This window comes from Plantibacter sp. H53, from assembly GCF_001650455.1.
Taxonomy (GTDB): Bacteria; Actinomycetota; Actinomycetes; order Actinomycetales; family Microbacteriaceae; genus Plantibacter; species Plantibacter flavus_A.
The window spans coordinates 72,909-96,837 of the sequence record NZ_LWCT01000001.1 but is presented as its reverse complement, the minus strand read 5'-3'; the positions used below and the strand labels follow the sequence as shown (position 1 = coordinate 96,837).

The following is a 23,929-nucleotide window of genomic DNA, read 5'->3' as shown; positions in this document are numbered from 1 at the left end:
GGGTCTACCCCGCCAACGCGGCGAGGATAGGCAGGTAGCAGAGGAACACGGCGACGCCGCTCACGTACCCGGCGAGGACCTGGAGCGGGGTGTGCGCTCCCTCCCTGATACGGGCCCATCCGACGGCCGCAGGCACCAGCAGCAGCACCGTCGCGATGGGCGCCGGGAAGCAGGTGAACTGCAGGACGCCGACGAAGGCCGCGATGGCGGAGTGGATCGAGAGCTTCCAGACGAGGTTCACCGAGGTCACGACCAACAGGCCGATGATCGAGGCGATACCGACCGCCAACAGCTGGGCGCCGGCGCCGAGCCACACCAGCAGCGAGACGCCGAGCACGACCGACACCAGCACGCAGGCGAGGATCGGCCCTCGCTGCCGCCGATCGGCGACGAACCTTCCGCTCACGCGACCGGTCCGTGCCAGCAGGATGAGCGCGGCGTAGGGCAGCACGGCGATGAGCAGCGCTCCGAGCAGAGCCGTCCAAAGGCCCCGCACGCCGGTGGTGATGCCGGCTTGGACGAGCGCGAACGCGAGGAGCGGCGCCGGGCCGAAGACCTCGGAGATCACCTGGGCCAGACGGAGGCTGCGGTTGGGATGCGACGGCGACTGCACCCCATGACAGTAGTGCCCGCGGCCCGCAGGACGCAGACAGGTATCCTCGTGAACGCGTGCGAACCGGATGCATTCACGCGTGCCGTGGCCACCCGCAGCATCGATCAGCCGGCGTTCGTGTTCCAGCACGCGTGCCATCAGCAGAGGAACGGTATGACGTCACTCGCGTTCGCAGGACAACGGGTCGCTTTGGTGACCGGCGCGTCCAGAGGCCTCGGCGCGGGGATCGCCCGGCGACTCGGGGCCGAGGGGCACTTCGTCGCCGTGAACTACCGCTCCGGGGCCGACCAGGCTGCGGAGGTCGTCGAGTCCATCCGTCAGGCCGGCGGTGCCGCCGACGCGTTCAGCGCGGACGTGACGGACGAGGAAGCCGTCGCCTCACTCGTCGAACGCATCACGGGAACCGCGGGTCCGATCGCGGTCCTGGTCGCCAACGCCACCGGGCCGCAACCGACGGTGGCGATCGACGACCTCGAGTGGGACGACCACCTCGCCCAGTTGGACTTCTTCGTCAAGAGCCCGACACTGCTGGTGCGGGCGGCCGTCCCTCACATGCGCGAGCACCGGTTCGGCCGGATCATCCAGATCGGATCCGACATGTTCGAGCGGGCCCTGCCGGGGATGTCCGCTTACGTCGCGGCGAAGGGGGCGCAGCTCGGCCTCACCCGCTCATGGGCTCGGGAACTCGGACCGTCCGGGATCACCGTGAACCTGGTCGCACCCGGGTGGATCCCCGTCGAGCGCCACGCCGATGCCTCGCCGCAGGAGATCGCCGCCTACCTGGCCGAGGTGCCGATGGGGCGGATGGGCACCATCGACGACATCGCGGAGACCGTCGCCTTCCTCGCCTCGGACCGGGCCGGCTTCATCACCGGGCAGCGGATCACCGTCAACGGCGGCCACACCATCGACTAGGCCGGGGCCTCCGCCGTGCGCTCCACCGCCTACGACGCCGCTCCGGTGTTCAGGCAGAACCTGGACAAACGAGTCGACCCTGTCCAAGCTGGAACCGATGACCGACACCCGCGACGACTTCACCATCCGACGAGCCGCCCTGGACGACGTCCCCCTCCTGCAAGCGTGGAGCTGCGACGAACCCGTCGCCTGGATCGACTCGGAACGACTGACCGCCGAACTCGCGAGTCGGAACTATCGGCCGGAATGGTCGTGGATCGCCGAGCAGGACGGTCGCCCGGTGGCACGAGCACTCTGGTGGGGCAAGGCGGGCGAGAACCGACCCGCCACGCTCGACTGCCTCACGAGCACGATCGAAATCGCGGAGCCCGAACGTGTCGGTGCCGCGCTCATCCGTGCCGGACTAGACGCCTTCGGCGCGGGACCTGCACTGGAGTTCAACGTCGACGTCTCCCCTGCGTGGGCAGATGACGCTGCGAGTGTGGAGGCGGTGCGGTGGCGCCATGAGGCTGCACGCGCGGGCGGGTTCTCGCGCACGACCGAGCGGGTCAGTTTCGCGAGGTCCAGCTCCGATCCCGTGCCGGGACGATCGCAGCGGCTCCGTTTCGTCGCCGCCCCGGACGACACGTTCCACGAGCTGTTCGCCCTGGTCGCGACCGGCACGCTCGATGCGCACACGCAGGACATGGTCGCGCGCGAAGGACTCGAGGCGCTCGCGGACGACGACCTGGCGTTCTACCGCTCGCTCCCCGGCGAGCGGGACGCGTGGCGGGTCGCTGAGCTCCTCGACGGGACGACCGCGGGATTCATCATCCCGACGAGGACGGCGTACGACGCGAGCATCAGTTACCTGGGCGTGCTCCCCGAGCATCGCGGACACGGGTACGTGCACGACCTCCTCGCGGAGATGGTCCACGTCCACCATGGGTCGGGGCAGGACCGGATCGTCGGTACCACGGATGCCGCGAACACTCCGATGCGCGGCGCGTTCGAACGAGCCGGTTTCTCGGTCACACGCGTTCGGATCGTGCACGAGCAGTAGGTTCGCCCCGGGCTCGGTTCCGACCGTGTCAGCTGAGCACCGCGACACGGTCGGCCGGCGCGCTCGTCATACCCGCGACGACCGCAGCACGCGGACGACTCCGGAGCAGACCGCGAGCCAGATGACCAGCTGCAAGATCGCAGCGACGAGGAACGGCAGCACGAACGCCCCGGCTTCGGCGGAGGACAGCCAGACCATCGCGAACACGGTTGCGGCGATCCCCGCGCCCGAAACCGCCAGGAAGAGGGTGCGCGTCGCCACCGCCTCCCGTCGGTCCACGGCCGACGCACTTGCCGTCTGTGGCTCCGGCGAGCCTCCGATTTCCGATGTCGCACCGGACCACACCGAGATGGCGCGGACGATCCGGCTCTCGGAGGCCTGCAGCAGGAACAGGAAGACGGCACTCGTCAGAGCGACAGCGAAACCGACGAGGACCGAAGAGCCGAAGAACGCGCCGCTCTCCCCCGCCCAATACGGACCGAAGACGGTCACGGTCGCAACTGACAGGGCGCCGGCCGCGACGAGTGCAACGGACGAGATCAGCCCGAGCACCTGGCGGGCCGCGCGACCGTATTCCAGGAGCAGGACCTCCAGCGCGACGTCGCCGACCTCAGGCTGTCGCTGTCCACGCTCGGTGGCGCTGATCCACGCTCTCGCCTCAGCTCGGAGCAGAAAGGCGTTCCAAGCTGCCGCCGTGTATGACGCGGCTGAGGAGTTCGAGAGCGCGCGCCTCTGGTCAGACTGAGGGGATGGCTCGAGGGGCATGCGACGACCTTACGCCGACGGCGTGGCCGGTGAGATGGGCCCGGCCTGATGCGGTGCGTGTCATCTCATTGGGCATCGACAAACGTACGGAGCGCCTCGACCCACTGCTCATGCGCATCGAGATGCGCATCGTGCGATGCGCCGCTGAGATCGACGCGACGGACGCGCCTGCCCCGGCCGACGAATGCCGCCTTCTGTTCCTCTGAGAACATTCCTCCGTCTGCGTAGACCACGAGGGTCGGCGCGTCGATGCTCTCCCACTCGCGCCAGCGAGGCTCGCCGACCGCCTCGATCGTCGTCTGCATGACGTCCGCGTCGAAACGTGGGATCAACCCGTCGACTGTCTCCTCCAGATCCTCGACCCAGGCACGTTCGAGCGGCCCGTCACCAAGCTCCGCCGCCGCTTCCGATCGATTTGCGAACGGGGCGTTCCACGACCGGAAGAAGTGCCCGAGGGCTCGGTGTTCCTCCACCGTGCCGCTGCCCTGATTCCCTTCGAGCATGACCAGCGCCCGAACGAGGTCTGGCCTACCGGCAGCCAGGAGCATCGCGGTGTGCGCACCCATCGACTGCCCGATGACGATCACCGGTTCTGATGTCTCGGCTTCGATCACCCGTGCAGCATCCGTGACGTACGCCGCTCGAGACGTGTCCATCGGCCGCCTCGTACTCTCCCCGTGGCCTCGCTGGTCGATGAGGATGACGGATCGACCGGCGAGCGCTCGAGCCGTTGGAATGAACTCCCGACTGCTTCCGGCGAGTCCGTGGAGGATGACCGCCGCCGGCTCGGAACCCTCGAACACGGTGTACGAGATCACGACCCCGTCGTCGACCATCAGCTGCTTCCGTGTCGCGACCATGAATCCAGCCTAGGAGGCGTTCGTGCGCGGCCAGGCCGGGAGCGGCTACCGGTAGCCTTGCGTCATGCAACGCAGGGGTGTGGGCGCATGACGATCGATGAACTTCTCGGTGAATCAGACGACGGATGGTCGCACGAACCACGGACTGTGCGTCAAGTGCTGGGACCGCTCGGGTAGCCATCGGTTATATGGAACAACCGTTCCAGGTGCGCGGCATGCGCAATGGGACCACGTCGAGCATCGGACGCTGACGGCGACAGGACGTTCGGCCCGGCCGCTCCAGGTCGGACGGTGGAGAGTGCATGGAGAGGACGGGCGATCCGTCCTCACCACGGAGGAGTTCCCATGCACGCAGCAGTCGTCACGTCGTTCACCGAGCCGCTGGAGATCCAGGAGCGGGACATCCCCAGTCCGGGGCCGGGCCAGGTGCTGATCCGCTTCGAGACGTGCGGGCTCTGCCACACCGACATCCACGCGGCTCACGGCGACTGGCCGGTCAAGCCCCAGCCCCCGTTCGTGCCCGGACATGAAGGTGTCGGCATCGTGGAGGAGCTCGGATCCGGTGTGGCCGACCGGTCCGTCGGCGAACGGGTCGCGATCCCCTGGCTGGGATACGCCTGCGGAGAGTGCCGCTTCTGCATCGACGGCCGCGAGACCCTCTGTGAACAGCAGCAGAACAGTGGCTACTCGATCGACGGCGCGTTCGCCGAATACGCCGTGGCGAGCGCACGGTTCGTCGTGCCGGTTCCGAGCGGGCTGAGCGCGCTGGACGCCGCCCCGCTGAGTTGTGCCGGTGTGACGACCTACAAGGCGATCAAGGTCGCGAAGGTGCAGCCGACCGAACACGTCGCGATCTTCGGGATAGGCGGACTCGGGCACCTCGCGGTGCAGTATGCACGGATCGTCGGTGGATCGGTGATCGCCGTCGACATCGAGGACGAGAAGCTCGACCTCGCGAAGGAACTCGGCGCGGAGCACGTCGTGAACGCGGCCAAGGTCGACCCGGTCGCGGCGATCCAGGCAGTGGGAGGCGCGGACGTCGCCGTGGTCCTCGCAGCCTCCCCACGCGTGTTCGAACAGGCCTTCGCCTCCTTGAATCGCGGCGGCCGGCTCATCTGCGTCGCACTCCCCGCCGACCAGGACATGCACGTCTCGATCTTCGAGACGGTGCTGAAAGGCATCTCGATCATCGGGTCGATCGTCGGCACGAGGCAGGACCTCGCTGAGGTCTTCGCCCTACACGCCGCCGGGCACACGAGGATCATCGCGGAGACTCGGAGACTCGACCAGATCAACGACGCGATGGCCGAGGTGCTCTCCGGCAAGGTCCTCGCAAGACTCGTCGTCGAGTACTGAACCGGCGGCGATCCCGATGAACACGGCTCAAGGACCACGGGCACGACCGAGGCTCGGCGTCATCGGTGACGGTTTCCTCGGCAGGTGCGAGTGGGACACGTGGTTCACGCCGGGCCTGGTGCTGGACCTCCGGGGCGCAGCACTCTCGGCCGACGGCCTTGCACCACTCACCGTGGTCCTTGTCCGCGTCGAGCCGGAGGCGTTGGTCCTCTCGACCGGCAGCGCCGACGGCGCATGCGGCATCGTCGACCTGACGCACCCCGACCGGATGCTCATCTCCATCGAGCACGTTCTGCGAACGCTTCACGCAGCGCTTCCCGGCACCCGTCACGTGCTCCAAGCGCTGCCGCCCGCCGATGCACGCCACGCCCCGGCCATCGAAGCGCTCAACGACGCGCTCGAAGGACTGTGCGTCGCTCTGGATGTGGGGTTCCTCCCTCTTCGCCCGCATTTCGCCCAGCTCGACGGCTCGATGAACCCGGACCTCGTGTCGTCGAGTGGACAGCTCAACCGCGACGGGTTCGAGACCTGGATCGAGATGCTCGACCTCGCTGCGTTGCTCCCGGAGGCCGTCAGGCCACGGCGGCTTCCCGTCCCCCATCACGTCTACCGACCACCGGGAGCCTCGGGTGTCCGGCCAGAGCCGACCTTCGGCTGACGCACGGAACGGAGACGCTCCGATCCGTGACGACCGCGACCCGGACTCGCCGCCGCTCGGAGGACGTCCGGCTCGCCAGCGCGGAAGCGCCACACTGCAGACCGGTCTGCAGGCGGCCCGCCGATACCCCCTGGTCCTGATGACGCTGTCGGCGCTCGTCGTCGGAGGGGCGTCCGCCCTCCTCGGCGCGGCGACGGTCTCGTCCGTCGTGCTCGGGGCCACCGCGTCACTCATCGCGGTCGTGCAGCTCGCGCGCATGATCCGTCGCATCCGCTCGGGCTCCTGGGGACTCGATGTCCTCGCCATCGTCGCGATCACCAGCACGGTCATCCTCGGTGACGTCTGGGCCGCGGCGATCGTCGCACTCATGCTGACCGGCGGTCAGGCGCTCGAGGACTTCGCGTCGACGCGCGCCAGGCGGGAACTGACCGCCCTGTTGGCGACGGCGCCGTCATTCGCGCACCGCCTCCGCGATGACGGCACGGTCGACGAGGTGGAGGTCGCCGACATCGGGATCGGTGACATCCTCCTCGTGCACCCCGGTGAGGTGGTGCCGGTGGACGGCGAACTGCTCAGCGCGACCGTCGAGGTGGACGAGTCCTCGCTCACCGGCGAGAGCCTTCCGGTCACCCGAACCCGAGGAGCATCCCTGCTGAGTGGGACGGTCAACGGGCAGCTCGGTGCGACCATCCGCGCAACCGCGACGGTCGCCGGCAGTCAGTACCACCAGATCGTCCAGCTGGTCGAATCGGCCGCCGACAGCAAGGCGCCCTTCGTCCGACTCGCCGACCGATACGCCGTCCCGTTCACCGTCTTCGCCCTCGTCCTCGGCGGCCTGGCTTGGGCGCTCAGCGGCGATCCGGTGCGATTCGCGGAGGTGCTCGTGGTCGCCACACCGTGTCCGCTGCTGATCGCGGCGCCGGTGGCGTTCATCGCGGGCATGAGCCGAGCGGCGCGGAACGGCGTCATCGTCAAGAGCGGCGGAACGCTCGAACAACTCTCCAGGGTGAGGACGATCGCGTTCGACAAGACGGGAACGCTCACCCGCGGGGCGCCCGTCGTGGATCGGGTTGAGTGCGCGGCGAACCGCGGTGAAGACGAGGTCCTCGCCATCGCGGGAGCCGTCGAGCTGGGGTCCACGCATGTCCTCGCCGAAGCTGTCGTCGACGCCGCGGCGGCACGACTGGGGCCGTCGGCGCGGCTGCCGCGAGCGCACGACGTCTCGGAGCTGCCCGGGCGCGGCGTCAGTGCGATCGTGGGGACCGAACGGATCGAGGTCGGCAAGGCTGCGGTCGGGACCGCGCTACCCGATCACTTCGCAGCCCTGGTGCCGGGTGAGATGGCGATCTTCGTGACCGCGGACGGCGCACTCATCGGCCGGATCGTGCTCCGTGACGGCGTCCGCGACGAAGCGGCGGACGTCGTGTCGCAGGTGCGCGGCCTCGGTGTGCAGCGCCTCGTGATGGTGACCGGCGACGCGCAGGGCACCGCCGCGCACGTGGCCGCCGCCGTCGGCGTCCCCGAGGTGCACGCCGGGCTGCTCCCGGCGGAGAAGGTGGTCGTCATCGCGGGCATCGCCGATCGGCCGGTCGTCATGGTGGGCGACGGCGTCAACGACGCACCGGTCCTCGCCGCAGCCGATGTCGGCGTCGCGCTCGGTGCACGCGGCGCCACCGCCGCCTCACAGGCCGCCGACGTCGTCATCCTCGTCGACGACCTGCGTCGAGTCGTGAGCGTGATGCGGATCGCCCGACGCGCCGTCCGGGTGGCGCGTCAGAGCATCGGCATCGGCATCGGGCTGAGCGTCGCGCTCATGCTGGTCGCCACCTGGGGCGTCCTTCCGGCCATCATCGGTGCCACCCTCCAAGAGGTCATCGACGTCATCACGATCCTCAACAGCCTTCGGGCCCATCGGCCGCCTCGCCACTCCGACGAGGCGTGACCGTGATCGCCTCAGCCTCCGCCGTGCCGTCCACCCGAGCGGACGCGCAGGACCTTCGGCTCTGCGTCCGGGTCGCCCGGGCCGCAGGCTGATGAGAGGCCCGTACCGGGACGACCCTCGAAGGAGCAGATCATGACCGAACACACCCTCGTCGGATGGGACGGTTCCGCCGCAGCGCGTCGCGCAGCGGAATGGGCGACACATCGCGCCCTCGCGACCGGCGAACCCATCACCCTCATCCAGGTCGTCGCTCCAGGTCCGGCCGGTGCCGACGATGTGACGCTCATCCGCGCGGTGGAGTCCGCTGAGGACGAGGCCATCAGTATCCGACAGCGGTATCCGGTCCTCGACGTCCGCTCCGAGGTACTCGTCGGTGAACCACTCGCAGACCTTCGAGCCTGCTCCGACGAGCATCGCCTCCTGGTGGTCGGCACGGACGAACTCGGCACGACGTCCCGGACCTCAGGCTGGTCGTTGGGCAGTCGGTTGGCTGCGTCGTGTTCCGGCCCGGTCGCGGTGATCCCCCAGGTGGCAGCGGGTGAGCGTCACGGTGTCGTGCTCGGCATCGAGAACCGAGAGGAGGACGGGCCTGCGATCGAGCTGGCCGCACGAGAGGCGATCGCCCGTGAGGAACCACTCCATGTGGTGCATGCCTGGCATCAACCGACCGCCGCGGGAGCACGCGGGCTCAATCCGGAGTTCATCGCTTGGCTCGGCGACGCGCACACGACCGCCCTCTCCGAGGCTGTGGAGCGTATCGAGCGGGACTTCCCCGAGGTCTCGCTGCAGCAGCACCTGTCCGAGGGCTGGCCGGCCGACGCCCTGCATGCGTTCGCCGGTTCGGCGACGGCACTCGTGGTCGGAACCCGAGGCCGCGGCGCGGTCCTGAGGTTCTTCCTCGGGTCGACCAGTCATCAACTGCTGCTGACCATCGACGCCCCGACCATCGTGGTTCCTCGTCGGCCGGTCTCCACCCCGGACGACGAGGCCGCGAGGTGAGACGCAGGAGGACCAACGCCTCTACGGTCGTCTCGCGCGAGGAGCCAAGGTGGTGGAAGGACGACGATGACACCTGCGCGATGGGCCCCCATCTCGAGACCATCGGCGATGAGGGAGGACCATCATGAGCAGGCGAGCGATCATCGGCTGGGACGACACGGATGCTGCCCGAAACGCCCTCGACTGGGCGCTCCGCTGGTGGGGTGCCGAGGACGTCGAACTCGTGACTGTCGGGACCCGGGACGAGTCGAGCGCCGAGTACTTCGTCGCCGGTTCGCTCGCAGCCGAAGCGAGGATCCGGCTCATGGACGCGGCCGAACAGGTACGGGAGTCGCATCCCGATACGAGCATCTCGTCCAGATTCGAGCTCGGGGACCCCGTCGAGGTGCTCGCCGGTCTCAGCAGCGCTGATACGTGTGTCGTGCTCGGTACGAACCGGAGCGGTGAAGCGCCGTTCCGGTTCGCCTGGTCCGTCGCGACGAAGGTCGCCGCGACGGCGGTCGGCCCGGTCGTCATCGTGCCCACCTTCGTCGACGACCCACGCACCTCGGTGCAGCAGATCGTCGTCGCCGTCGATGGATCCATCGGCGAACTGGAGCTGGTGCGGATTGCAGCGGAGGAAGCCGAGCGGACCCGATGTGGGCTGACCGTCCTGCACGCTTGGACACCACCGATCTGGGAGTCCGAGGACGTCTTGGACCGGGACATGCTGCAGTGGCTGGCACAGGAACACGCACGCTTGCTGGACGCCACCGTGGCCGACGTCGCGGCGAGCCACCCGACGGTCACGATCGCCAAGCAGCTGATCGAGGACGAACCGGGGCCGGCCATCACCGCGGTGGCCCGATCGGCTCAGCTCCTGGTGCTCGGCAGGTACGGAGTGAGCCGGCTCCGCCGACTGTTCCTGGGTTCCGTCAGCCACACGGTCCTGCTCGACATCCCCGCGCCCACCCTCGTCCTCCCCCTCGGCGTTCCGGAGCGCTGAGGTTCACACGGTCGACGCCACCGATGGACCCTCGGACGGTCCCGGACGCGGCACGAGTCGTGCGTCGCCCGCCGAACGCGGCACGATGAGCAGTGGGCACGGCATCAGGGACAGCAGCGAACGGCTCACCGAACCGAGTGCCAGCGACGCGAGGACATGCCGGCCATGGCTCCCGATGACGAGCAACGATGCGTGCTGCGCCGCCGAGCGCAAGGCATCGACGGCGCCCCCGACGACGAGCTCCACCCGCAGCTCGACGCCGGCGGGCAGATCCGACTCCCGCGCGAACGTCCGCGTGATGATGTCGGTCATCGCGTCGGACACCCCGAGGGGCGGGTACTGCTCCTCGGGCCCGACGTCCGCCTGGAACGGCGGTGCAGGCTTCCATGCATGGACCAGGTCCAGCGACGAACCGGACCAGGCCGCCACGTCGATGGCCACGGTGAGCACGGACGTCGCCTGCACGTCGTCGTCGATGCCGACAACCATGGCGGCCCCCGGACCCGGTTCACGAGCTGGGATGACGGCCACGGGACACGGCGCCGACGTCACCAACCGGGCGGCGAGCGCCCCGTACGGCGATGTCCTCGTCTGCTGCGGGCCTCGATCCGTTCCCAGGACGAGGAGGACGGTCGCTTCGGATGCACGCGCGAGCTGGGTCACGACGTCGCCGTACGCCAGGCGCCGTTCGACGCTGAGCCCCGGATGACCCGCCCTCGCCGTCGCCTCCGCACGGATGAGCGTCTGGGTCCCGCCCACGGATCGGACTCCTCGCGAATCCTGCTGCTCGAGCACCAGTACGACCAGCAGCACTGCGCCGAGACGCTCGGCGGCAGACGCGGCCCATCGCACCGCTCGTCCTGCGGATGCTGAACCGTTCGTCCCGACCACCACGTGTGCACTCATGGCTGCGCTCCCTCGGTCGTGGGTCGCTTCGTATCCTGGGGGAATTACGGGTCGGCTGGTAGGGGCGTAGGTCCTTCGACGGTTGGATGGCCCGGTGGCACGGGGCTATGCTGCTCGCACAGGCATGCAGACCGATGCACCAGGGGGTGTGGATGGACGCCGACGCTCCGCCGCAATTCCCCGATCCCGCGCACGCAGAGTTCGACAGCGCGCTCGCTGCGCTGGTCACGCAGGCCGCGCTCGTCCTGAAGACGCAGGGGCGCCTCCACGCGCTCATCACCGCCAATCGGGCGATCACCGAGGAACTCAACCTGAGCAGCGTGCTGCGCACGATCGTGGACGCCGCCGTCGAGCTCGTCGACGCGGAATACGGCGCGATGGGGGTCATCGCGACTCATGGCGGCCTCGAGCAGTTCATCCATGTCGGGATGCCCGTCGAGACCGCAGCACGGATCGGTCATCTCCCGGAGGGCCACGGTCTCCTCGGCGCGGTGATCCAAGACCCGCAACCGATCCGGCTGGATTCCCTGACCGACGATCCACGCTCGTCGGGCTTCCCTGCTGAGCACCCGCCGATGAGCTCGTTCCTCGGTGTTCCGGTGCGGGTCCGGGACGAAGTGTTCGGCAACCTCTACCTGACGAACAAGCGTGGGGGTTCGTTTTCAGCCGAGGACGAGCAACTGGTGACCTCGCTCGCCTCGACGGCGGGCGTCGCGATCGAGAACGCCCGTTTGTACGAGGAGAGCCGAAGCCGCCAGGCGTGGACGGCGGCATCGATGGAGTTCACCAACGCGGTCCTGACCGACTCGGCCGAATCCGCAGAGACGTTCCTCTGTCGGATGAGTGTCGATCTCGCCGGAGCAGACGTGGCGTCCATCATCGACGAGGACCGCCACGTGGTCACCGCTCGCGACACGGAGGATGACGTCATCATCGACGTCCTGCCGGGACGCGCTCGACGACTGGCCGCCGCCGCGTTCACAAGCGGCGTCGATCGGATCGCCGATTCGCCAGGCGCCGTGGCAACCCGCTCGCGCTCGGCCGAGCCCTACACCGGACCCATGCTCGCGGTACGACTGCCACTGGCACCGCCGAGGGTCCTGCTCCTCGGCCGATCACCCGAGCGGCCTCCGTTCACGCCGTTCGACGCGCGGATGACGACGGACTTCTGTTCGCAGGTCGCCGTTGCGATCGAGCTCGCCGCCGCTCGTGAGAATCAGGAACGTCTGGTGGTGATGGAGGACCGAGGGCGGATCGCCCGGGATCTCCACGACCACGTCATCCAGCGACTGTTCGCAACCGGTCTGGATCTGCAATCGCTGGCCTCCGCGACGTCGGGTCGGACGAACGACATCCTCGACAACGCCATCGAGTCGCTCGACGCCAGCATCACTCAGATCCGGACCGTCGTCTTCGCCTTGACCGGGAGATCGACCGGAGCCACCGGCTTGCGGTTGCGACTGATCACGCTGGCCGACGAGCACAGCGGGGCCCTCGGGTTCTCCCCCGCGGTCACGTTCACCGGGGCGATCGATCATGCAGCGACCCCGGCGCAGGCTGATGAGATCCTCGCGGTGTGTCGAGAGGCCCTGAGCAATGTGGCACGGCACGCTCACGCGACGACGACCAGTGTCAACCTCTCGCACCAGGACGAGACCCTGCGATTGACGATCTCGGACGACGGGCGAGGATTCGTGCCGGACGACGTCGCCCGGCGAAGCGGTATCGCGAACCTCGAACAGCGCGCGCAGCGGTTGCGCGGAGGCTGCGTCATCGACTCGTCGGCAGCAGGGACGACGGTCCGTTGGTGGATCCCGTTGTCCGCCACAGCCAACTCTGGAGGCACCCGTGGCCGCTGAACCCATTCGGGTGTTCCTCGTCGACGACCACGAGATCGTGCGCCGCGGCGTCGCGGAACTCGTGTCGGCAGAACCCGACCTCGAGGTCGTCGGGGAAGCGGCGACGGCGCGGGACGCGCTGCAGCGCATCGCGGCGACCCGCCCGCGGATCGCGCTCCTGGACGTCCGGCTCCCCGACGGGAACGGCGTGGATCTCTGTCGCGACCTCCTGTCGGAGCACGCTGACCTCCGCTGCATCATGCTGACCGCCTACGACGACGACACCGCGATCACCGCGGCGGTCCTCGCGGGTGCTTCGGGCTACGTCCTGAAGGACATCCGCGGTAGCGGCCTCATCTCGGCCATCCGGAGTGTTGCCGCCGGCCGCCGACTGCTGAGCAGCACCCTGGCGAAGAACCTGTCCGCATCGCTTGCTCAGGAGCACCGCGACGATCCACGACGCGAGACGCTGGGTCTCCGCGAAAGCCAGATCCTCGCACTGATCGCCGATGGACTGACCAACCGCCAAATCGGCGATCACCTCGGCATCGCCGAGAAGACCGTGAAGAACTACGTCTCCTCGCTCTTGAGCAAACTGGGCATGCAGCGCCGCACACAAGCCGCCGCCTACGAGGCCGAATCCCGCGCGCGCTCCCATCCCGGGTGATCCGGGGTCCCGCCATCCGTGGGACGTTCGCCTCTGTGCTCGTCCGCGACCACACGCGACGATCGGATCCCAGCCGGGGTGCAGCCCCGCGCACGACGCAGGGAGTCTCGACATGATCGAACAGACCATCATCGCCTGGGATGGTTCCGATGCTGCTCGACGCGCATCGACCTGGGCCGCCTCACGCGCCGCGGCCACGTCGGACGCCCTCCGCGTGGTGCAGGTCGTCGACCGGTCGTCTGCGGATGATGGTGAATCGCTCGAGCGAGCGGTGGCATCGACCGAGGACGAGGCGTCCCGCCTCCGCGTTCTCCATCCCGAGCTGCTCGTCCGGGCCGACGTCGTCATCGGTGACCGATACGCGGAGCTCCGCGGTTTCTCCGACGACACCCGCCTGGTGGCGCTCGGCACAGACGAGTATGGATCACCGACCCGGAGCTCAGGCTGGTCACTCGGCTCACGGCTCGCGGCAGCATCGTCGGGCCCCGTCGCGGTCATACCGGAGCTCGCCGAAGCCGGACGCCACGGCGTGGTCGTCGGTGTCGATGGCACGACCGACCACGCCGCCCTGTCGTTCGCCGCGCGTGAGGCGATCGCCCGGCAGGAGCCGCTGCACCTCGTCCATGCCTGGCACCGGCCGACGACGACAGGCGTGCACGCGCTCAACCCGACGCTCGTCGACTGGATCCGCGAGACCCACTCCGAGACGCTCGCACGCACGACAGCCAGTCTCGTCGAGGCGTTCCCGGAGGTGTCGGTCCAGCAACACCTCACGGAGTCGCACCCGGCCGGCGCCTTACATGCGTTCGCCGCATCGGCGTCCGCGATCGTGGTCGGAACCCGTGGGTACGGACCGATCCGACGGTTCATGCTCGGTTCGACGAGCCACACGCTCCTGCTCTACATCGACGCCCCGACGATCGTGGTTCCCAGCGCCCCTCAGGACCCGTCGGGTGCCATTGACCTGCTGCTCGCGTGAACCTGGCGGGCGGGCGCCTCATCCGTGACGACGAGGTGGTTCTCCACACGCTCGACGCCGCGCAGCGCCGACACTAGCGTCTCGGCTGTCTCGGCATGATCTCGGGTGCTGACCGACCCGATCAGTTCGACCGCACCACCGGTCACACGGACCTGGATCGTCTCGACATCGACGCCGTCCGCCCAGCCCAGCACGTCGACGATCCGATGGGCGAGGACGGTGTCGGTCAGCGTCATCGGTTCACACGGCCCGACCACGAGCTCGTCAGCGATACCGTGCACCCCGGGAACCGCCAGGACGGACCGCCGGACCGCCAGCATCTCTTTGAGGGTACGGACCTGCCCAGTGAGTGTCACGATGCCGTCGGTGACGGCGACTCCGACGCTGGCGGCGTCGATCTCCGATTCCCAGATGAGGGCCGTCCGGACGGCGCCCTGCACAGCGATTCCGGCCTCGGTCGGCCGGTTGCGCGAGGCGCTCATCGGACTGCGTCGTTCAGACGATCGATGATGAAGAGCCGCAGGGAGCGGCTGCCAGGCTGCGGTTCGACGGTCGGATCCATGCGGTCAGTCTGAGCCGTTCCGGCGATCGTGGGCAGGGGCGAAGGTCCTGCGGGACGTTCGGCCCTGCCCTTCGCCGCACATGCCCCGGGACACTGTTCCCATGAACGACCAGACCCCTGTTTCGATGCTCGGCGAGGATGCCTGCTGGGAGCGACTGTCACGTGTTTCGATCGGCAGGCTCGCCATGAGCGTCGGGGGTCGGCCCGACATCTTCCCGATCAGCTACGTCGTCGACGGGCTCACGATCATCATCCGCACGAACCCTGGCGACAAGCTCGTCGAACTGACGATCAACGACCAGGTCGCCCTCGAGATCGACCACTACGACGACGCCGAGGCATGGAGCGTCGTCGTGAAGGGCACCGCCGCGCAACTCCAGCGCGGAGTCGACATCGAGCTCGCCGAACGACTCGCACTCACCACGCTCATCCCGATCTCCACCGAGGTGTTCGTGCGCATCACGCCTGAGCAGGTCTACGGTCGCACCTTCGACCTGACCGCCGAACGACCTGAGCCGGTGTGAGGCGTGAAACCCGTGATCGTCCGCGGGACCTTGGTCCCACCGCCCGTCGGCGTTCGCCCGTAGCTTCAGCAGCGCGGGTTCGACCCGTTCAGCCGACAAGGCCCAGGAGACGATCCCGTGGGAGATCCTCCTGAGGGCCGCACTCGGACGACACCGAATGGTGCCGGGGCAGGCTGGGGTAGGGATGACGGACACCCGAGCGTCGTCCCTACCCGTCGGTCGGCATCCAGGGCGGCAGGACCTTCGACTCTGGGCGTCCCCACGGACACACGGGAAACTCCTGACATGAACAGCGGCACAGACTCCCCCGTCCGAACGGCGACGACCCCGACGACGGCCACCTCCGAACCTCCGACGATGCCGGTCGTCGTCGGAGTCGACGGTTCCGAGGCCTCCATGGCCGCGTTCCGGACGGCAGCGCGACTCGCCCCGGTCCTCGATGCCCCGCTGCGGGCCGTCCTCGTATGGCAGTTCCCCAATGTCGGGTACGCCGGCTATCCGACCGTCGCCGGCTGGGCACCTGACGCCGACGCCCAGGAGCTCCTGAGGGCCATCACCATCGAGGTCTTCGGCGACGCCACGCCCGACTGGTTCTCCACCGAACTCGTGATGGGCACGCCTGCCCAGGTACTCGCCGAGGTCGGCACCACCGCGCAGCTGCTCGTCACCGGCGGGCATGAACACGGCGGTCTCGCCGGGATCATGCTGGGTTCGGTCAGCGAGGCGATCGCGCGACACGCCCCCTGCCCGGTCCTCGTCCTCCGCGGTGACGACCATCAGCTGATGACGACGGACGACGACGACCGACGGTCGGTCGTCGTCGGCGTCGACGGCTCGGTGGCGTCCCTCGACGCGCTTCGGCTCGCCGCCGACTTCGCGGAGCGGTTGGGGGCCCCGCTGCGGGTGGTCCTCGCGTGGCACGAACCGATCTCGTTCAGCGGGTACCCGCTGGCACTGGCCTGGTCGCCGCGGGAGGACGCACGGACAGCGCTCACGACGTGCACCGCCGAGGTGTTCGGTCCCGAACTCCCGGCACACGTCTCCACGGAGGTCATCGAAGGTCGAGCGGCCCCGGTGCTCATCAACGCCGCTCGCGATGCACGCCTCCTGGTGATGGGTGCACGCGGACGGGACGGGTTCGCCGGACTCATGCTCGGATCGGCCACGGAGGCCTGCGTGCGCCATGCTGCCGCGCCGATCCTGGTCGTCCCGGACCGACAGACCAGGATCGGTCGCCTCGCCGAAAGCACGGACACCGCGCAGGACGCCGACCCCGTCGGCGTGGACGAGTCATGACCGAGACCCCTCGGGCCGGGTCGACCCCCGGAGCCACACGCGCGTCATCGTCCGACAATCCGTACTGGCGCGACACCTCCGTGGTCCACCCCGTCGACGCGAAAGCGACCGAGGTGGAACACCTCGACGAGGAAGCCTGCTGGGCACTCGCCGTCGCCTCCAAGATCGGCCGCATCGCCGTCGTCAACGACGATGGAGGCCCGGACCTCCTCCCGGTGAACTTCCTCGTGCACGATCGGCACATCTACATCCGGTCGGCACCCGGTTCCAAACTCATGGACATCACGAGTCGGCCGCGCGTCGCGTTCGAGGTCGACGGACACGACGCCGACAGCTGGTGGAGCGTGATCGCGCACGGCAGCGCGCGGCGTCTCGCCATCGATGCGGAGATCGACGAGTCCGGGGTGCTGGGTCTCGACTCCTGGAGTCCGACGGTGAAGAGCAACTTCATCCGCATCACCCCCGCTCGCCTGACCGGTCGCCGATTCCCCCGGCGCATCAGACCGGCGACCGACGAGTGGCTGTCATGACCAATACCCCAGCAGTGACGACAGCGGTCGGGGCCTGGCAGGCGGACGGTTCGGGCGCTCTCGAGGCCGACTCGCTCGCCTCACTCGACGCCTGGTGGCGTGCCGCGAACTACCTCTCCGTCGGGCAGATCTACCTCCTCGACAATCCGCTCCTCCGGGAACCACTCCGTCCGGAGCACATCAAACCGAGACTGCTCGGTCATTGGGGCACCACACCGGGGCTCAACTTCGTCTACGCCCACCTCAATCGCGTCATCCGGCTCCGTGAGCTGAACGCGATCTTCATCGCGGGACCCGGCCACGGCGGGCCTGGCGTCGTCGCGAGCACCTATCTCGACGGCACCTACAGCGAGGTCTACCGGCACATCGATCGGACTGAGGACGGCATTCGGAGGCTCTTCCGACAGTTCTCCTTCCCAGGCGGGATCCCGAGCCACGTTGCTCCCGAGACCCCCGGGTCCATCCACGAGGGTGGCGAACTCGGCTACTCCCTCTCCCACGCCTACGGTGCGGTCTTCGACAACCCGGATCTGCTCGTCGCCGCAGTCGTGGGTGACGGCGAAGCCGAGACCGGCCCGTTGGCCACCAGTTGGCACTCGAACAAGTTCATCGACCCGCTGCACGATGGCGTCGTCCTCCCGATCCTGCACCTCAACGGGTACAAGATCGCCAACCCGACGGTGCTCGCCCGGATCCCGGAGGCGGAACTCGAACAGCTGATGCGCGGTTACGGCCACACACCCCACCTGGTGTCCGGTGGGTTCGACGGCGAGGACCCGCTGTTGGTCCACCGACGGTTCGCCACCGTCCTCGACGAGGTGCTCGACGAGATCGCGCAGATCAAGGCCGATGCGGCTTCGGACGCGGCGGCTGGCGCGCCCGTGCGACGACCGGCCTGGCCGATGATCATCCTCCGGACACCAAAGGGTTGGACCTGCCCGCCGGTCATCGATGGGAAGGCCGCCGAGGACAACTGGCGCTCCCACCAGGTGCCGTTGGCGAACGCTCGCGACACGCCGGAGCACCTCGCGGTCCTCGAAGGGTGGTTGCGCTCCTACCGGCCCGAGGAGCTCTTCGACGAGTCCGGCGCCCCGGTGCCGTCGGTCACCGCGCTCGCCCCGCTCGGCGATCGCAGGATGAGTGCGAACCCGGTCGCCAACGGCGGGATACTCCGGCGCGAGCTCCGGCTCCCCGACTTCCGCACATATGGCGTCGATGTCACCGAACCCGGCAGGACGAGCTCCTCCGCCACCACCGTGCTCGGCACCTGGCTCCGCGACGTCATCGTGCGGAACCCCGACACCTTCCGGATCTTCGGACCGGACGAGACGGCGTCGAACCGTCTTCAGGCCGTCTTCGAGGTGACCGACAAGCAGTGGGACGCCCTCTCCGAGTCGGCCGACCTCGACAACCATCTGGCCCGTTCGGGGCGCGTCGTCGAGATGCTCAGCGAGCACCAGTGCGAGGGGTGGCTCGAGGGGTACCTCCTCACCGGACGCCACGGGTTGATCAACTCGTACGAGGCGTTCATCCACATCGTCGACTCGATGTTCAACCAGCACGCGAAGTGGTTGAAGACCGCGCGCACCATTCCGTGGCGCCGTCCGGTCTCATCGCTGAACTACCTCCTCAGCTCTCACGTCTGGCGCCAGGACCACAACGGCGCCTCGCATCAGGACCCCGGCTTCATCGATCACGTCGTCAACAAGAAGGCCGACGTCGTCCGGGTCTACCTGCCGTTCGATGCGAACACGCTGTTGTCCACCTACGACCATTGCCTGCGGTCGGTCGACTACGTGAACGTGGTCGTCGCGGGTAAGCAACCGCAGCCGGACTGGCTCACGATGGACGCGGCGATCGCGCACTGTACCCGCGGCGCCGGTGTCCTCGAGTGGGCCGGCACCGAGCGGCCTGGAGAGGAACCCGACGTCGTGCTCGCCTGCGCGGGTGATGTACCGACACTCGAGGTCCTCGCCGCGGCGCAGCTGTTGCACGAGAACCTGCCCTGGCTCCGTGTCAGGGTGGTGAACGTCGTCGACCTCATGCGTCTGCAGAGCGAGGGCGAGCATCCGCATGGCCTCAGTGACACGGCATACGACGCGCTCTTCACGGCGGATCGACCCGTGATCTTCGCGTACCACGGGTACCCGTGGCTCATCCATCGGCTGACCTATCGGCGTCGCGGCCACGACAACCTGCACGTCCGCGGCTTCATCGAGGAAGGGACCACGACGACACCGTTCGACATGGTGATGATAAACCAGCTCGACCGGTACCAGCTCGTCATCGACGTCCTCGATCGTGTTCCCGGGCTGGCCGTGCGCGAGGTGGCACTCCGCCAACGGATGCAGGACGCACGTGCGCAAGCTAGGGCGTACACGCGCGAGCACGGCGAGGACATCCCCGCGGTCGCCGACTGGACCTGGGACGCGAAGCGTCGACACTCGTCCCGAGCCGACCGGTCCGAGCGATCGGCCGAACTGGAGTAGATCCGTAGGACGCGCGTGCGACGATCCGGCGACGAGTGCCCCTCCTCAGCGCGCCGCCAGCATCCGGTCGGCGGTGCGCAGCGACAACGCCATCTGTGCAAGACCCGGGTTCGCGGAGAGCGCGCTCGGGAACGTGGAGTTGTCACAGATCCACAGGTTGTCGATGTCGTGCGATCGCCCATCCCCGTCGACCACGCCGTCACTCGGATCGTCGCTCATCCGGCACGTGCCGAGCGTGTGCGCCGTGCGCGCGAGCACCCTGGTGCTCCGCGCACCGGCTGCCGTGAGGATGTCCGTCATCGTGCGGATGGCGTGGCGGTCGATGGCCTGCTCGTTGTCACCGGGCGAGAACGAGATGGTCGCACGCGGCAGACCCCATTCGTCCTCCTCCGACGAGAGCTCGAGCCGGTTGCCGTCGGCGGGCAGACACTCGGCGTTCATCCCGATGCCGGCGTTGTACCGGGACGCGTCGAGCTCGTCGACCAGCTCGGTGCCCCAGAGACCGCCGCCGCGCACGAGGGTCGTCGCGTAATTGAACGGCATGACGCCGAGGCTCTGCAACAGATACCCTCCGACGAAGTCAGCACCTTCGGGACGGACGAAGTCCTCGGTGATGAGTGCCGACGGGTAGCCGCGGTAGCCGCGGATCTGCTCGTCGAACCGTCCCCACACCTGCACCGCCCCGTGGGCCAGGAAGTTCCGACCGACCTGACCGCTGGCGTTCGCGAGGTCGTTGTGCAGCAGGAGCCGAGGGGTCTCCACCCCGCCGCCCGCCAACACGAGCACCTCGCAGCGCTGCCGCTTGTCGACGCCGTCCTGACGATAGACGACGCCCGTCACCCGACCGCGGGCGTCCCGCTCGATGGTGTGCACGACGGCGTCCGGTCGGATCTCCGCCCCCGCCGCGACCGCAGCCGGCAGGTAGGTGATGGCCGTCGTCGCCTTCGCACCGTGGCGCTCGCCCTGGTGGATCGAGCCGACGTTCGTCGTGGCACGTCGCAGGCCGTGGTGCGGCTGATCGCGGTCGCGGGTGATGATCGCGGCGGGTGCGTCGGTGGCCCGGATGCCGAGCGACTCCGCGCCCTTCGCCATGAGGTCGGCGGGCGCGTTGCGCTTCGGCGGCGCGTACAGGTAGGTTCGCGACGGGTCCCACGGATACGGCGTCGGCCCGGAGACACCGATGGTCGCCTCGACCTCTTCGACGTAGCGCGTGAACTCCGCGTGATCGACGGGCCAGTCGCGTCCGAAACCGGTCTCGCTGCGCAGACGCAGGTCACGGGCGTCCGGCCGGGGCGTGAACGCGCCCCAGTGCACGGTGCCACCGCCGACGCCGAACCCGCTGTTGTTCGGGCCGAACGCCGTCGGAGCGTCTCCACCGCTGAACCGGCTGGACATCCAGTTGATCGTCGTCGCGTCGACCTCGTCCGGGGTGGACTCGGCAGGGTCGTGATTCGGCCCCGCCTCGAGGGCGACGACGCGGAGTCCCGCTGCAGCGAGTCGCGCGAGCAGTGGTGCGCCACCCGCACCGGTACCGACCACCACGACGTCGACGCTGTCGTCGAGGTCGTAGGTCTTCATGGTGTCCAGGTTCACGCTGCGTCCTCCTGCTGCTGTGCCGGCGCGACGCCGAGTTCGGAGGGCTCCCAATCGTCTCTGGTGCCGGCACCCAACTCGCGGTAGCCGGCGAAGTCGACGTCTTCAGCGCCGGTCGCGAACCCGTCGTAGCCGACGCGGGCCAGCGACGCGGGATGGATGAGCCACTCCCGCGTGACGTCCACGCGCAGGTCCTCGAACCAGCGCCGCAGATCGTCTCCGTCGATGGCGCCCCCGGGGACGCCCTGGCCGTCGACCACGGCACGGATCACGGCATCCTGGTCATCGGCCGAGTCCGGCCACGCGGTTCGGAGATCATCCAATCCGGCGCGGTAGGCCTCGTCGTCCGTGAGCCCTCCGACCGGCCGCCATCCGTCGCCACCACCTGCTGCGAGGTCGGCGTCGACCCGGGCGGCGAGATCGATCCGCCCCTCGGTCGCCTGGGGAACCAGGCGATCGGCGACGGAACGGAGCAGGTCCAGCTGTTCCACGCTCAGGACGCGGGGCCGATACTCGGGGTCATCCGGCAGGGCGCGTCGTGCCAGCGCACTCCGCACCCGCGGCGTGGTCCGCGGGGACGCGATGACGAGCCCCCACTCGGCTGGGACGATCGCGCTGTGTGCGACGATCTCGTCCCACAGCTCGGTGATCGCGCGCGCCACCTCGACCGGACGTTCGGAGGAGAGCAGATGTCCGGCTCCGGCGAGCGACACGAATCGAGCGCGGGGATAGACGTCCGAGAGCAGCTCCGGTTGCACCGCGGCTCCGAGTGCCTCGTCCTGATCCCCGGCGAGCACGGTGCATGGGAGGTCGAGGGTGCCGACGGAGGACGCGATGTCCTCCAGGCTGCCCTGCTCCAGCCAGCGGCGCCACGCGACGGGCGACATGGCCTGCACGGACGCGACGGCAGCGGCCTGCAGCTCGGCCGGCAGGGATGCACCCACGTTGTCGTCGACGAAGGTCCGCGCGTCCGCCTCGGCGACGGGCCCGTTCTCGACCCAGGTGAGCATCTGGTGGCGCTTGGCGTCCGGCATCGGCTCAGGCGTGGGCGGAGACGGCGCGAGCTGCACGACACCGAGGAGGCCGAAGACGGGGGCGTCGCCATCCCGGACCCGAGCGGCGATCCCGGCGGCGACCTTGCCACCCATGCTGTGCGCACACAGCATCCAGGGTCCGCCGTCGGCCCGCTCAGCGATGACGGCGAGGGCCGCATCGATCTGCGAGTCGACCGAGCCGTCCGGCGCGTCGGCCGTGTCGCCCTGGCCGGGCAGCTCGACGGCGATCACCCGGAATCGAGCGTCGAGCTCCCGAGCCACCGGCGCGGCCGCGGCGGCGTCGAGCCCCAGCCCGGGGAGGAAGAAGACGGTGCAGTCAGCCGCCGTCACGGGGTCACCATGCCGCCGTTGACGTTCAACGTGGCTCCGGAGACGTAGCCGGATTCGGCCGATGCGAGGTAGACGTACGCCGGCGCGAGCTCAGCCGGCTGCCCGGCACGCTGATACGTGTTCTCGTCGTCGAAGTGCTCCATCTGCTCGTCGGAGACGCCGTCGGAGACCTGCAACGCGGTCCACACGGGGCCGGGGGCGACGACGTTCACGCGGATCCCCCGGGAGGCGAGCTGCAGCGCGAGCCCCTTGGAGAGGTTGTTGATCGCGGCCTTCGTAGCCGCGTAGTCGAGCCGGTCGGGTGACGGTTTGTACGCCTCGAGCGATGCCGTGTTCACGATGCTCGCGCCCTCGCCCAGGTGTTCGAGCGCCGCCTTGGTGATCCAGAAGTTCGCGAACACGTTCGTCCGGAAGGTCTCCTCGAACTGCTCGTCGCTGAGGTCCTCTACCCGGTCGACCGCGATCTGCTTGCCCGCGTTGTTGACGAGGACGTCCAGGCCTCCGAGGAAGTCCGCGGCCTCCGCCACGAGCCGACGGCACTGGTCGGCGTGCGAGATGTCGGCGACGATCGCCTTGCCTCGGCGCCCCGCGTCGGCGATGAGCGACAGCACGTGCTCGGCGTCCTCCTCCTCACCCGGCAGGTGGGCGATGACCACGTCCGCGCCCTCGCGGGCGAACGCGATCGCTGTGGCGGCACCGATACCGGAGTCGCCGCCCGTGATGAGCGCCCTGCGACCGGTGAGGCGTCCACTCCCCCGGTAGCTCGCTTCGCCGAGGTCGGGCACGGGGGTCATCTTGGCCTGCACGCCGGGCTCCGGCTGATGCTGCAGCGGTGGCTCGACCCGGTCGTACTGGGTCACGGGGTTGATCACTTCATACTGGTCGCGCGGAGACATGACGACCACGCTAAACGAGACGCAGGCCGGAACCGGTGGGGTTGCACTCAGCACGGCAGGTGGTGCAGGCGTCCGACGGAGGGCCGGCGATCGGGCCGCGCGAACGGAGCGCAACGCGAGCCTTCGCCG

General features: G+C 68.9%; 22 protein-coding genes. 14 read left to right on the top strand and 8 right to left on the bottom strand.

The features are described from left to right. Positions 1-4: 4 nt before the first annotated feature. Positions 5-613: a phosphatase PAP2 family protein gene (locus A4X17_RS00440; protein WP_064293698.1), complete on the bottom strand. Its 609-nt coding sequence runs from the start codon at positions 611-613 to the stop codon at positions 5-7. 153 nt (positions 614-766) lie between these two features. Between A4X17_RS00440 and A4X17_RS00435 the strand changes: the two genes are divergently transcribed. Together A4X17_RS00435 and A4X17_RS00430 are read left to right on the top strand one after the other, a co-directional pair. Continuing rightward, positions 767-1,528: an SDR family NAD(P)-dependent oxidoreductase gene (locus tag A4X17_RS00435; protein WP_064293868.1), complete on the top strand. Its 762-nt coding sequence runs from the start codon at positions 767-769 to the stop codon at positions 1,526-1,528. A 97-nt stretch (positions 1,529-1,625) separates the two neighbouring features. Next, positions 1,626-2,570 (top strand): N-acetyltransferase, encoded by a 945-nt coding sequence (locus A4X17_RS00430; protein ID WP_082915813.1) that lies wholly within the window; start codon positions 1,626-1,628, stop codon positions 2,568-2,570. 66 nt (positions 2,571-2,636) lie between these two features. Here the strand turns inward: A4X17_RS00430 and A4X17_RS00425 are convergent, their stop codons facing one another. After that, on the bottom strand, positions 2,637-3,335 hold the full coding sequence (locus tag A4X17_RS00425) for a hypothetical protein (RefSeq protein WP_064293697.1): 699 nt from the start codon (positions 3,333-3,335) through the stop codon (positions 2,637-2,639). A 65-nt stretch (positions 3,336-3,400) separates the two neighbouring features. After that, on the bottom strand, positions 3,401-4,171 hold the full coding sequence (locus tag A4X17_RS00420) for an alpha/beta fold hydrolase (protein ID WP_231884260.1): 771 nt from the start codon (positions 4,169-4,171) through the stop codon (positions 3,401-3,403). 369 nt (positions 4,172-4,540) lie between these two features. On the opposite strand from A4X17_RS00420, the gene adhP reads away from it, so the two are divergent. From adhP to A4X17_RS00395, 5 genes are all read left to right on the top strand, one after another. Beyond that, positions 4,541-5,551, top strand: a complete 1,011-nt coding sequence (gene adhP, locus A4X17_RS00415) for an alcohol dehydrogenase AdhP (protein WP_064293695.1) — start codon at positions 4,541-4,543, stop codon at positions 5,549-5,551. Positions 5,552-5,567: 16 nt separating this feature from the next. Then, complete coding sequence (locus A4X17_RS00410; RefSeq protein ID WP_064293694.1) at positions 5,568-6,209, top strand: hypothetical protein; 642 nt, start codon at positions 5,568-5,570, stop codon at positions 6,207-6,209. 139 nt (positions 6,210-6,348) lie between these two features. Next, entirely contained in the window at positions 6,349-8,151 is a 1,803-nt protein-coding gene (locus A4X17_RS00405) for a heavy metal translocating P-type ATPase (RefSeq protein ID WP_082915834.1), read from the top strand. Between the two features lie 132 nt (positions 8,152-8,283). After that, positions 8,284-9,150 (top strand): universal stress protein, encoded by an 867-nt coding sequence (locus A4X17_RS00400; RefSeq protein WP_064293693.1) that lies wholly within the window; start codon positions 8,284-8,286, stop codon positions 9,148-9,150. A 124-nt stretch (positions 9,151-9,274) separates the two neighbouring features. Continuing rightward, positions 9,275-10,135, top strand: coding sequence for a universal stress protein (locus A4X17_RS00395; RefSeq protein ID WP_064293692.1), 861 nt, complete (start codon positions 9,275-9,277; stop codon positions 10,133-10,135). A gap of 3 nt (positions 10,136-10,138) precedes the next feature. Here the strand turns inward: A4X17_RS00395 and A4X17_RS00390 are convergent, their stop codons facing one another. Continuing rightward, positions 10,139-11,041: a universal stress protein gene (locus A4X17_RS00390; protein WP_064293691.1), complete on the bottom strand. Its 903-nt coding sequence runs from the start codon at positions 11,039-11,041 to the stop codon at positions 10,139-10,141. A 152-nt stretch (positions 11,042-11,193) separates the two neighbouring features. On the opposite strand from A4X17_RS00390, the gene A4X17_RS00385 reads away from it, so the two are divergent. From A4X17_RS00385 to A4X17_RS00375, 3 genes are all read left to right on the top strand, one after another. Next, the gene (locus tag A4X17_RS00385; RefSeq protein ID WP_064293690.1) at positions 11,194-12,900 is read left to right on the top strand and encodes a GAF domain-containing sensor histidine kinase; all 1,707 of its coding nucleotides are present in this window, start codon (positions 11,194-11,196) and stop codon (positions 12,898-12,900) included. After that, the gene (locus tag A4X17_RS00380; RefSeq protein ID WP_064293689.1) at positions 12,890-13,546 is read left to right on the top strand and encodes a response regulator transcription factor; all 657 of its coding nucleotides are present in this window, start codon (positions 12,890-12,892) and stop codon (positions 13,544-13,546) included. Before A4X17_RS00385 ends, A4X17_RS00380 begins: the two co-directional genes overlap by 11 nt. Positions 13,547-13,658: 112 nt before the next feature. Then, a complete protein-coding gene (locus A4X17_RS00375) occupies positions 13,659-14,525 on the top strand; it encodes a universal stress protein (RefSeq protein WP_064293688.1) in 867 nt (288 codons plus the stop codon). Here A4X17_RS00375 and A4X17_RS00370 read toward each other — a convergent pair. Then, entirely contained in the window at positions 14,486-14,965 is a 480-nt protein-coding gene (locus A4X17_RS00370) for a BON domain-containing protein (protein WP_197478986.1), read from the bottom strand. The two genes, A4X17_RS00375 and A4X17_RS00370, sit on opposite strands and share 40 nt — an antisense overlap. 223 nt (positions 14,966-15,188) lie before the next feature. Here A4X17_RS00370 and A4X17_RS00365 point away from each other — a divergent pair, with 223 nt between their 5' ends. The 4 genes from A4X17_RS00365 (at position 15,189) to A4X17_RS00350 (ending at position 19,926) form a co-directional block, all read left to right on the top strand. Continuing rightward, on the top strand, positions 15,189-15,611 hold the full coding sequence (locus A4X17_RS00365; protein WP_064293686.1) for a pyridoxamine 5'-phosphate oxidase family protein: 423 nt from the start codon (positions 15,189-15,191) through the stop codon (positions 15,609-15,611). A gap of 285 nt (positions 15,612-15,896) precedes the next feature. Then, positions 15,897-16,907 carry a universal stress protein gene (locus tag A4X17_RS00360; protein WP_064293685.1) on the top strand — a complete coding sequence of 337 codons (1,011 nt, stop codon included), beginning with the start codon at positions 15,897-15,899 and terminating at the stop codon, positions 16,905-16,907. Beyond that, the gene (locus A4X17_RS00355) at positions 16,904-17,437 is read left to right on the top strand and encodes a pyridoxamine 5'-phosphate oxidase family protein (protein WP_082915811.1); all 534 of its coding nucleotides are present in this window, start codon (positions 16,904-16,906) and stop codon (positions 17,435-17,437) included. Before A4X17_RS00360 ends, A4X17_RS00355 begins: the two co-directional genes overlap by 4 nt. Continuing rightward, positions 17,434-19,926, top strand: coding sequence for a phosphoketolase (locus A4X17_RS00350; protein ID WP_082915810.1), 2,493 nt, complete (start codon positions 17,434-17,436; stop codon positions 19,924-19,926). The genes A4X17_RS00355 and A4X17_RS00350 overlap by 4 nt, the downstream gene beginning before the upstream one ends. Before the next feature lie 45 nt (positions 19,927-19,971). Here A4X17_RS00350 and A4X17_RS00345 read toward each other — a convergent pair whose 3' ends face one another. The 3 genes from A4X17_RS00345 to A4X17_RS00335 are packed head-to-tail and all read right to left on the bottom strand — an operon-like array spanning position 19,972 to position 23,800. After that, complete coding sequence (locus A4X17_RS00345) at positions 19,972-21,519, bottom strand: GMC oxidoreductase (protein WP_231884246.1); 1,548 nt, start codon at positions 21,517-21,519, stop codon at positions 19,972-19,974. Then, positions 21,516-22,904 (bottom strand): alpha/beta fold hydrolase, encoded by a 1,389-nt coding sequence (locus A4X17_RS00340; protein ID WP_064293683.1) that lies wholly within the window; start codon positions 22,902-22,904, stop codon positions 21,516-21,518. The genes A4X17_RS00345 and A4X17_RS00340 overlap by 4 nt, the downstream gene beginning before the upstream one ends. Further along, on the bottom strand, positions 22,901-23,800 hold the full coding sequence (locus A4X17_RS00335) for an SDR family oxidoreductase (RefSeq protein WP_064293863.1): 900 nt from the start codon (positions 23,798-23,800) through the stop codon (positions 22,901-22,903). The genes A4X17_RS00340 and A4X17_RS00335 overlap by 4 nt, the downstream gene beginning before the upstream one ends. Positions 23,801-23,929: the final 129 nt, after the last annotated feature.

What these genes read in the sequence shown, in the direction of transcription:
- A4X17_RS00360 (WP_064293685.1), top strand. Translation starts at nt 15,897, where the DNA reads ATGAACAGCGGCACAGACTCCCCCGTCCGAACGGCGACGACCCCGACG.
- A4X17_RS00400 (WP_064293693.1), top strand. Translation starts at nt 8,284, where the DNA reads ATGACCGAACACACCCTCGTCGGATGGGACGGTTCCGCCGCAGCGCGT.
- A4X17_RS00355 (WP_082915811.1), top strand. Translation starts at nt 16,904, where the DNA reads ATGACCGAGACCCCTCGGGCCGGGTCGACCCCCGGAGCCACACGCGCG.
- A4X17_RS00405 (WP_082915834.1), top strand. Translation starts at nt 6,349, where the DNA reads ATGACGCTGTCGGCGCTCGTCGTCGGAGGGGCGTCCGCCCTCCTCGGC.
- A4X17_RS00335 (WP_064293863.1), bottom strand. Translation starts at nt 23,800, where the DNA reads ATGTCTCCGCGCGACCAGTATGAAGTGATCAACCCCGTGACCCAGTAC.
- A4X17_RS00425 (WP_064293697.1), bottom strand. Translation starts at nt 3,335, where the DNA reads ATGCCCCTCGAGCCATCCCCTCAGTCTGACCAGAGGCGCGCGCTCTCG.
- A4X17_RS00365 (WP_064293686.1), top strand. Translation starts at nt 15,189, where the DNA reads ATGAACGACCAGACCCCTGTTTCGATGCTCGGCGAGGATGCCTGCTGG.
- A4X17_RS00420 (WP_231884260.1), bottom strand. Translation starts at nt 4,171, where the DNA reads ATGGTCGACGACGGGGTCGTGATCTCGTACACCGTGTTCGAGGGTTCC.
- A4X17_RS00350 (WP_082915810.1), top strand. Translation starts at nt 17,434, where the DNA reads ATGACCAATACCCCAGCAGTGACGACAGCGGTCGGGGCCTGGCAGGCG.
- A4X17_RS00395 (WP_064293692.1), top strand. Translation starts at nt 9,275, where the DNA reads ATGAGCAGGCGAGCGATCATCGGCTGGGACGACACGGATGCTGCCCGA.
- A4X17_RS00390 (WP_064293691.1), bottom strand. Translation starts at nt 11,041, where the DNA reads ATGAGTGCACACGTGGTGGTCGGGACGAACGGTTCAGCATCCGCAGGA.
- A4X17_RS00430 (WP_082915813.1), top strand. Translation starts at nt 1,626, where the DNA reads ATGACCGACACCCGCGACGACTTCACCATCCGACGAGCCGCCCTGGAC.
- A4X17_RS00375 (WP_064293688.1), top strand. Translation starts at nt 13,659, where the DNA reads ATGATCGAACAGACCATCATCGCCTGGGATGGTTCCGATGCTGCTCGA.
- A4X17_RS00385 (WP_064293690.1), top strand. Translation starts at nt 11,194, where the DNA reads ATGGACGCCGACGCTCCGCCGCAATTCCCCGATCCCGCGCACGCAGAG.
- A4X17_RS00410 (WP_064293694.1), top strand. Translation starts at nt 5,568, where the DNA reads ATGAACACGGCTCAAGGACCACGGGCACGACCGAGGCTCGGCGTCATC.
- adhP (WP_064293695.1), top strand. Translation starts at nt 4,541, where the DNA reads ATGCACGCAGCAGTCGTCACGTCGTTCACCGAGCCGCTGGAGATCCAG.
- A4X17_RS00435 (WP_064293868.1), top strand. Translation starts at nt 767, where the DNA reads ATGACGTCACTCGCGTTCGCAGGACAACGGGTCGCTTTGGTGACCGGC.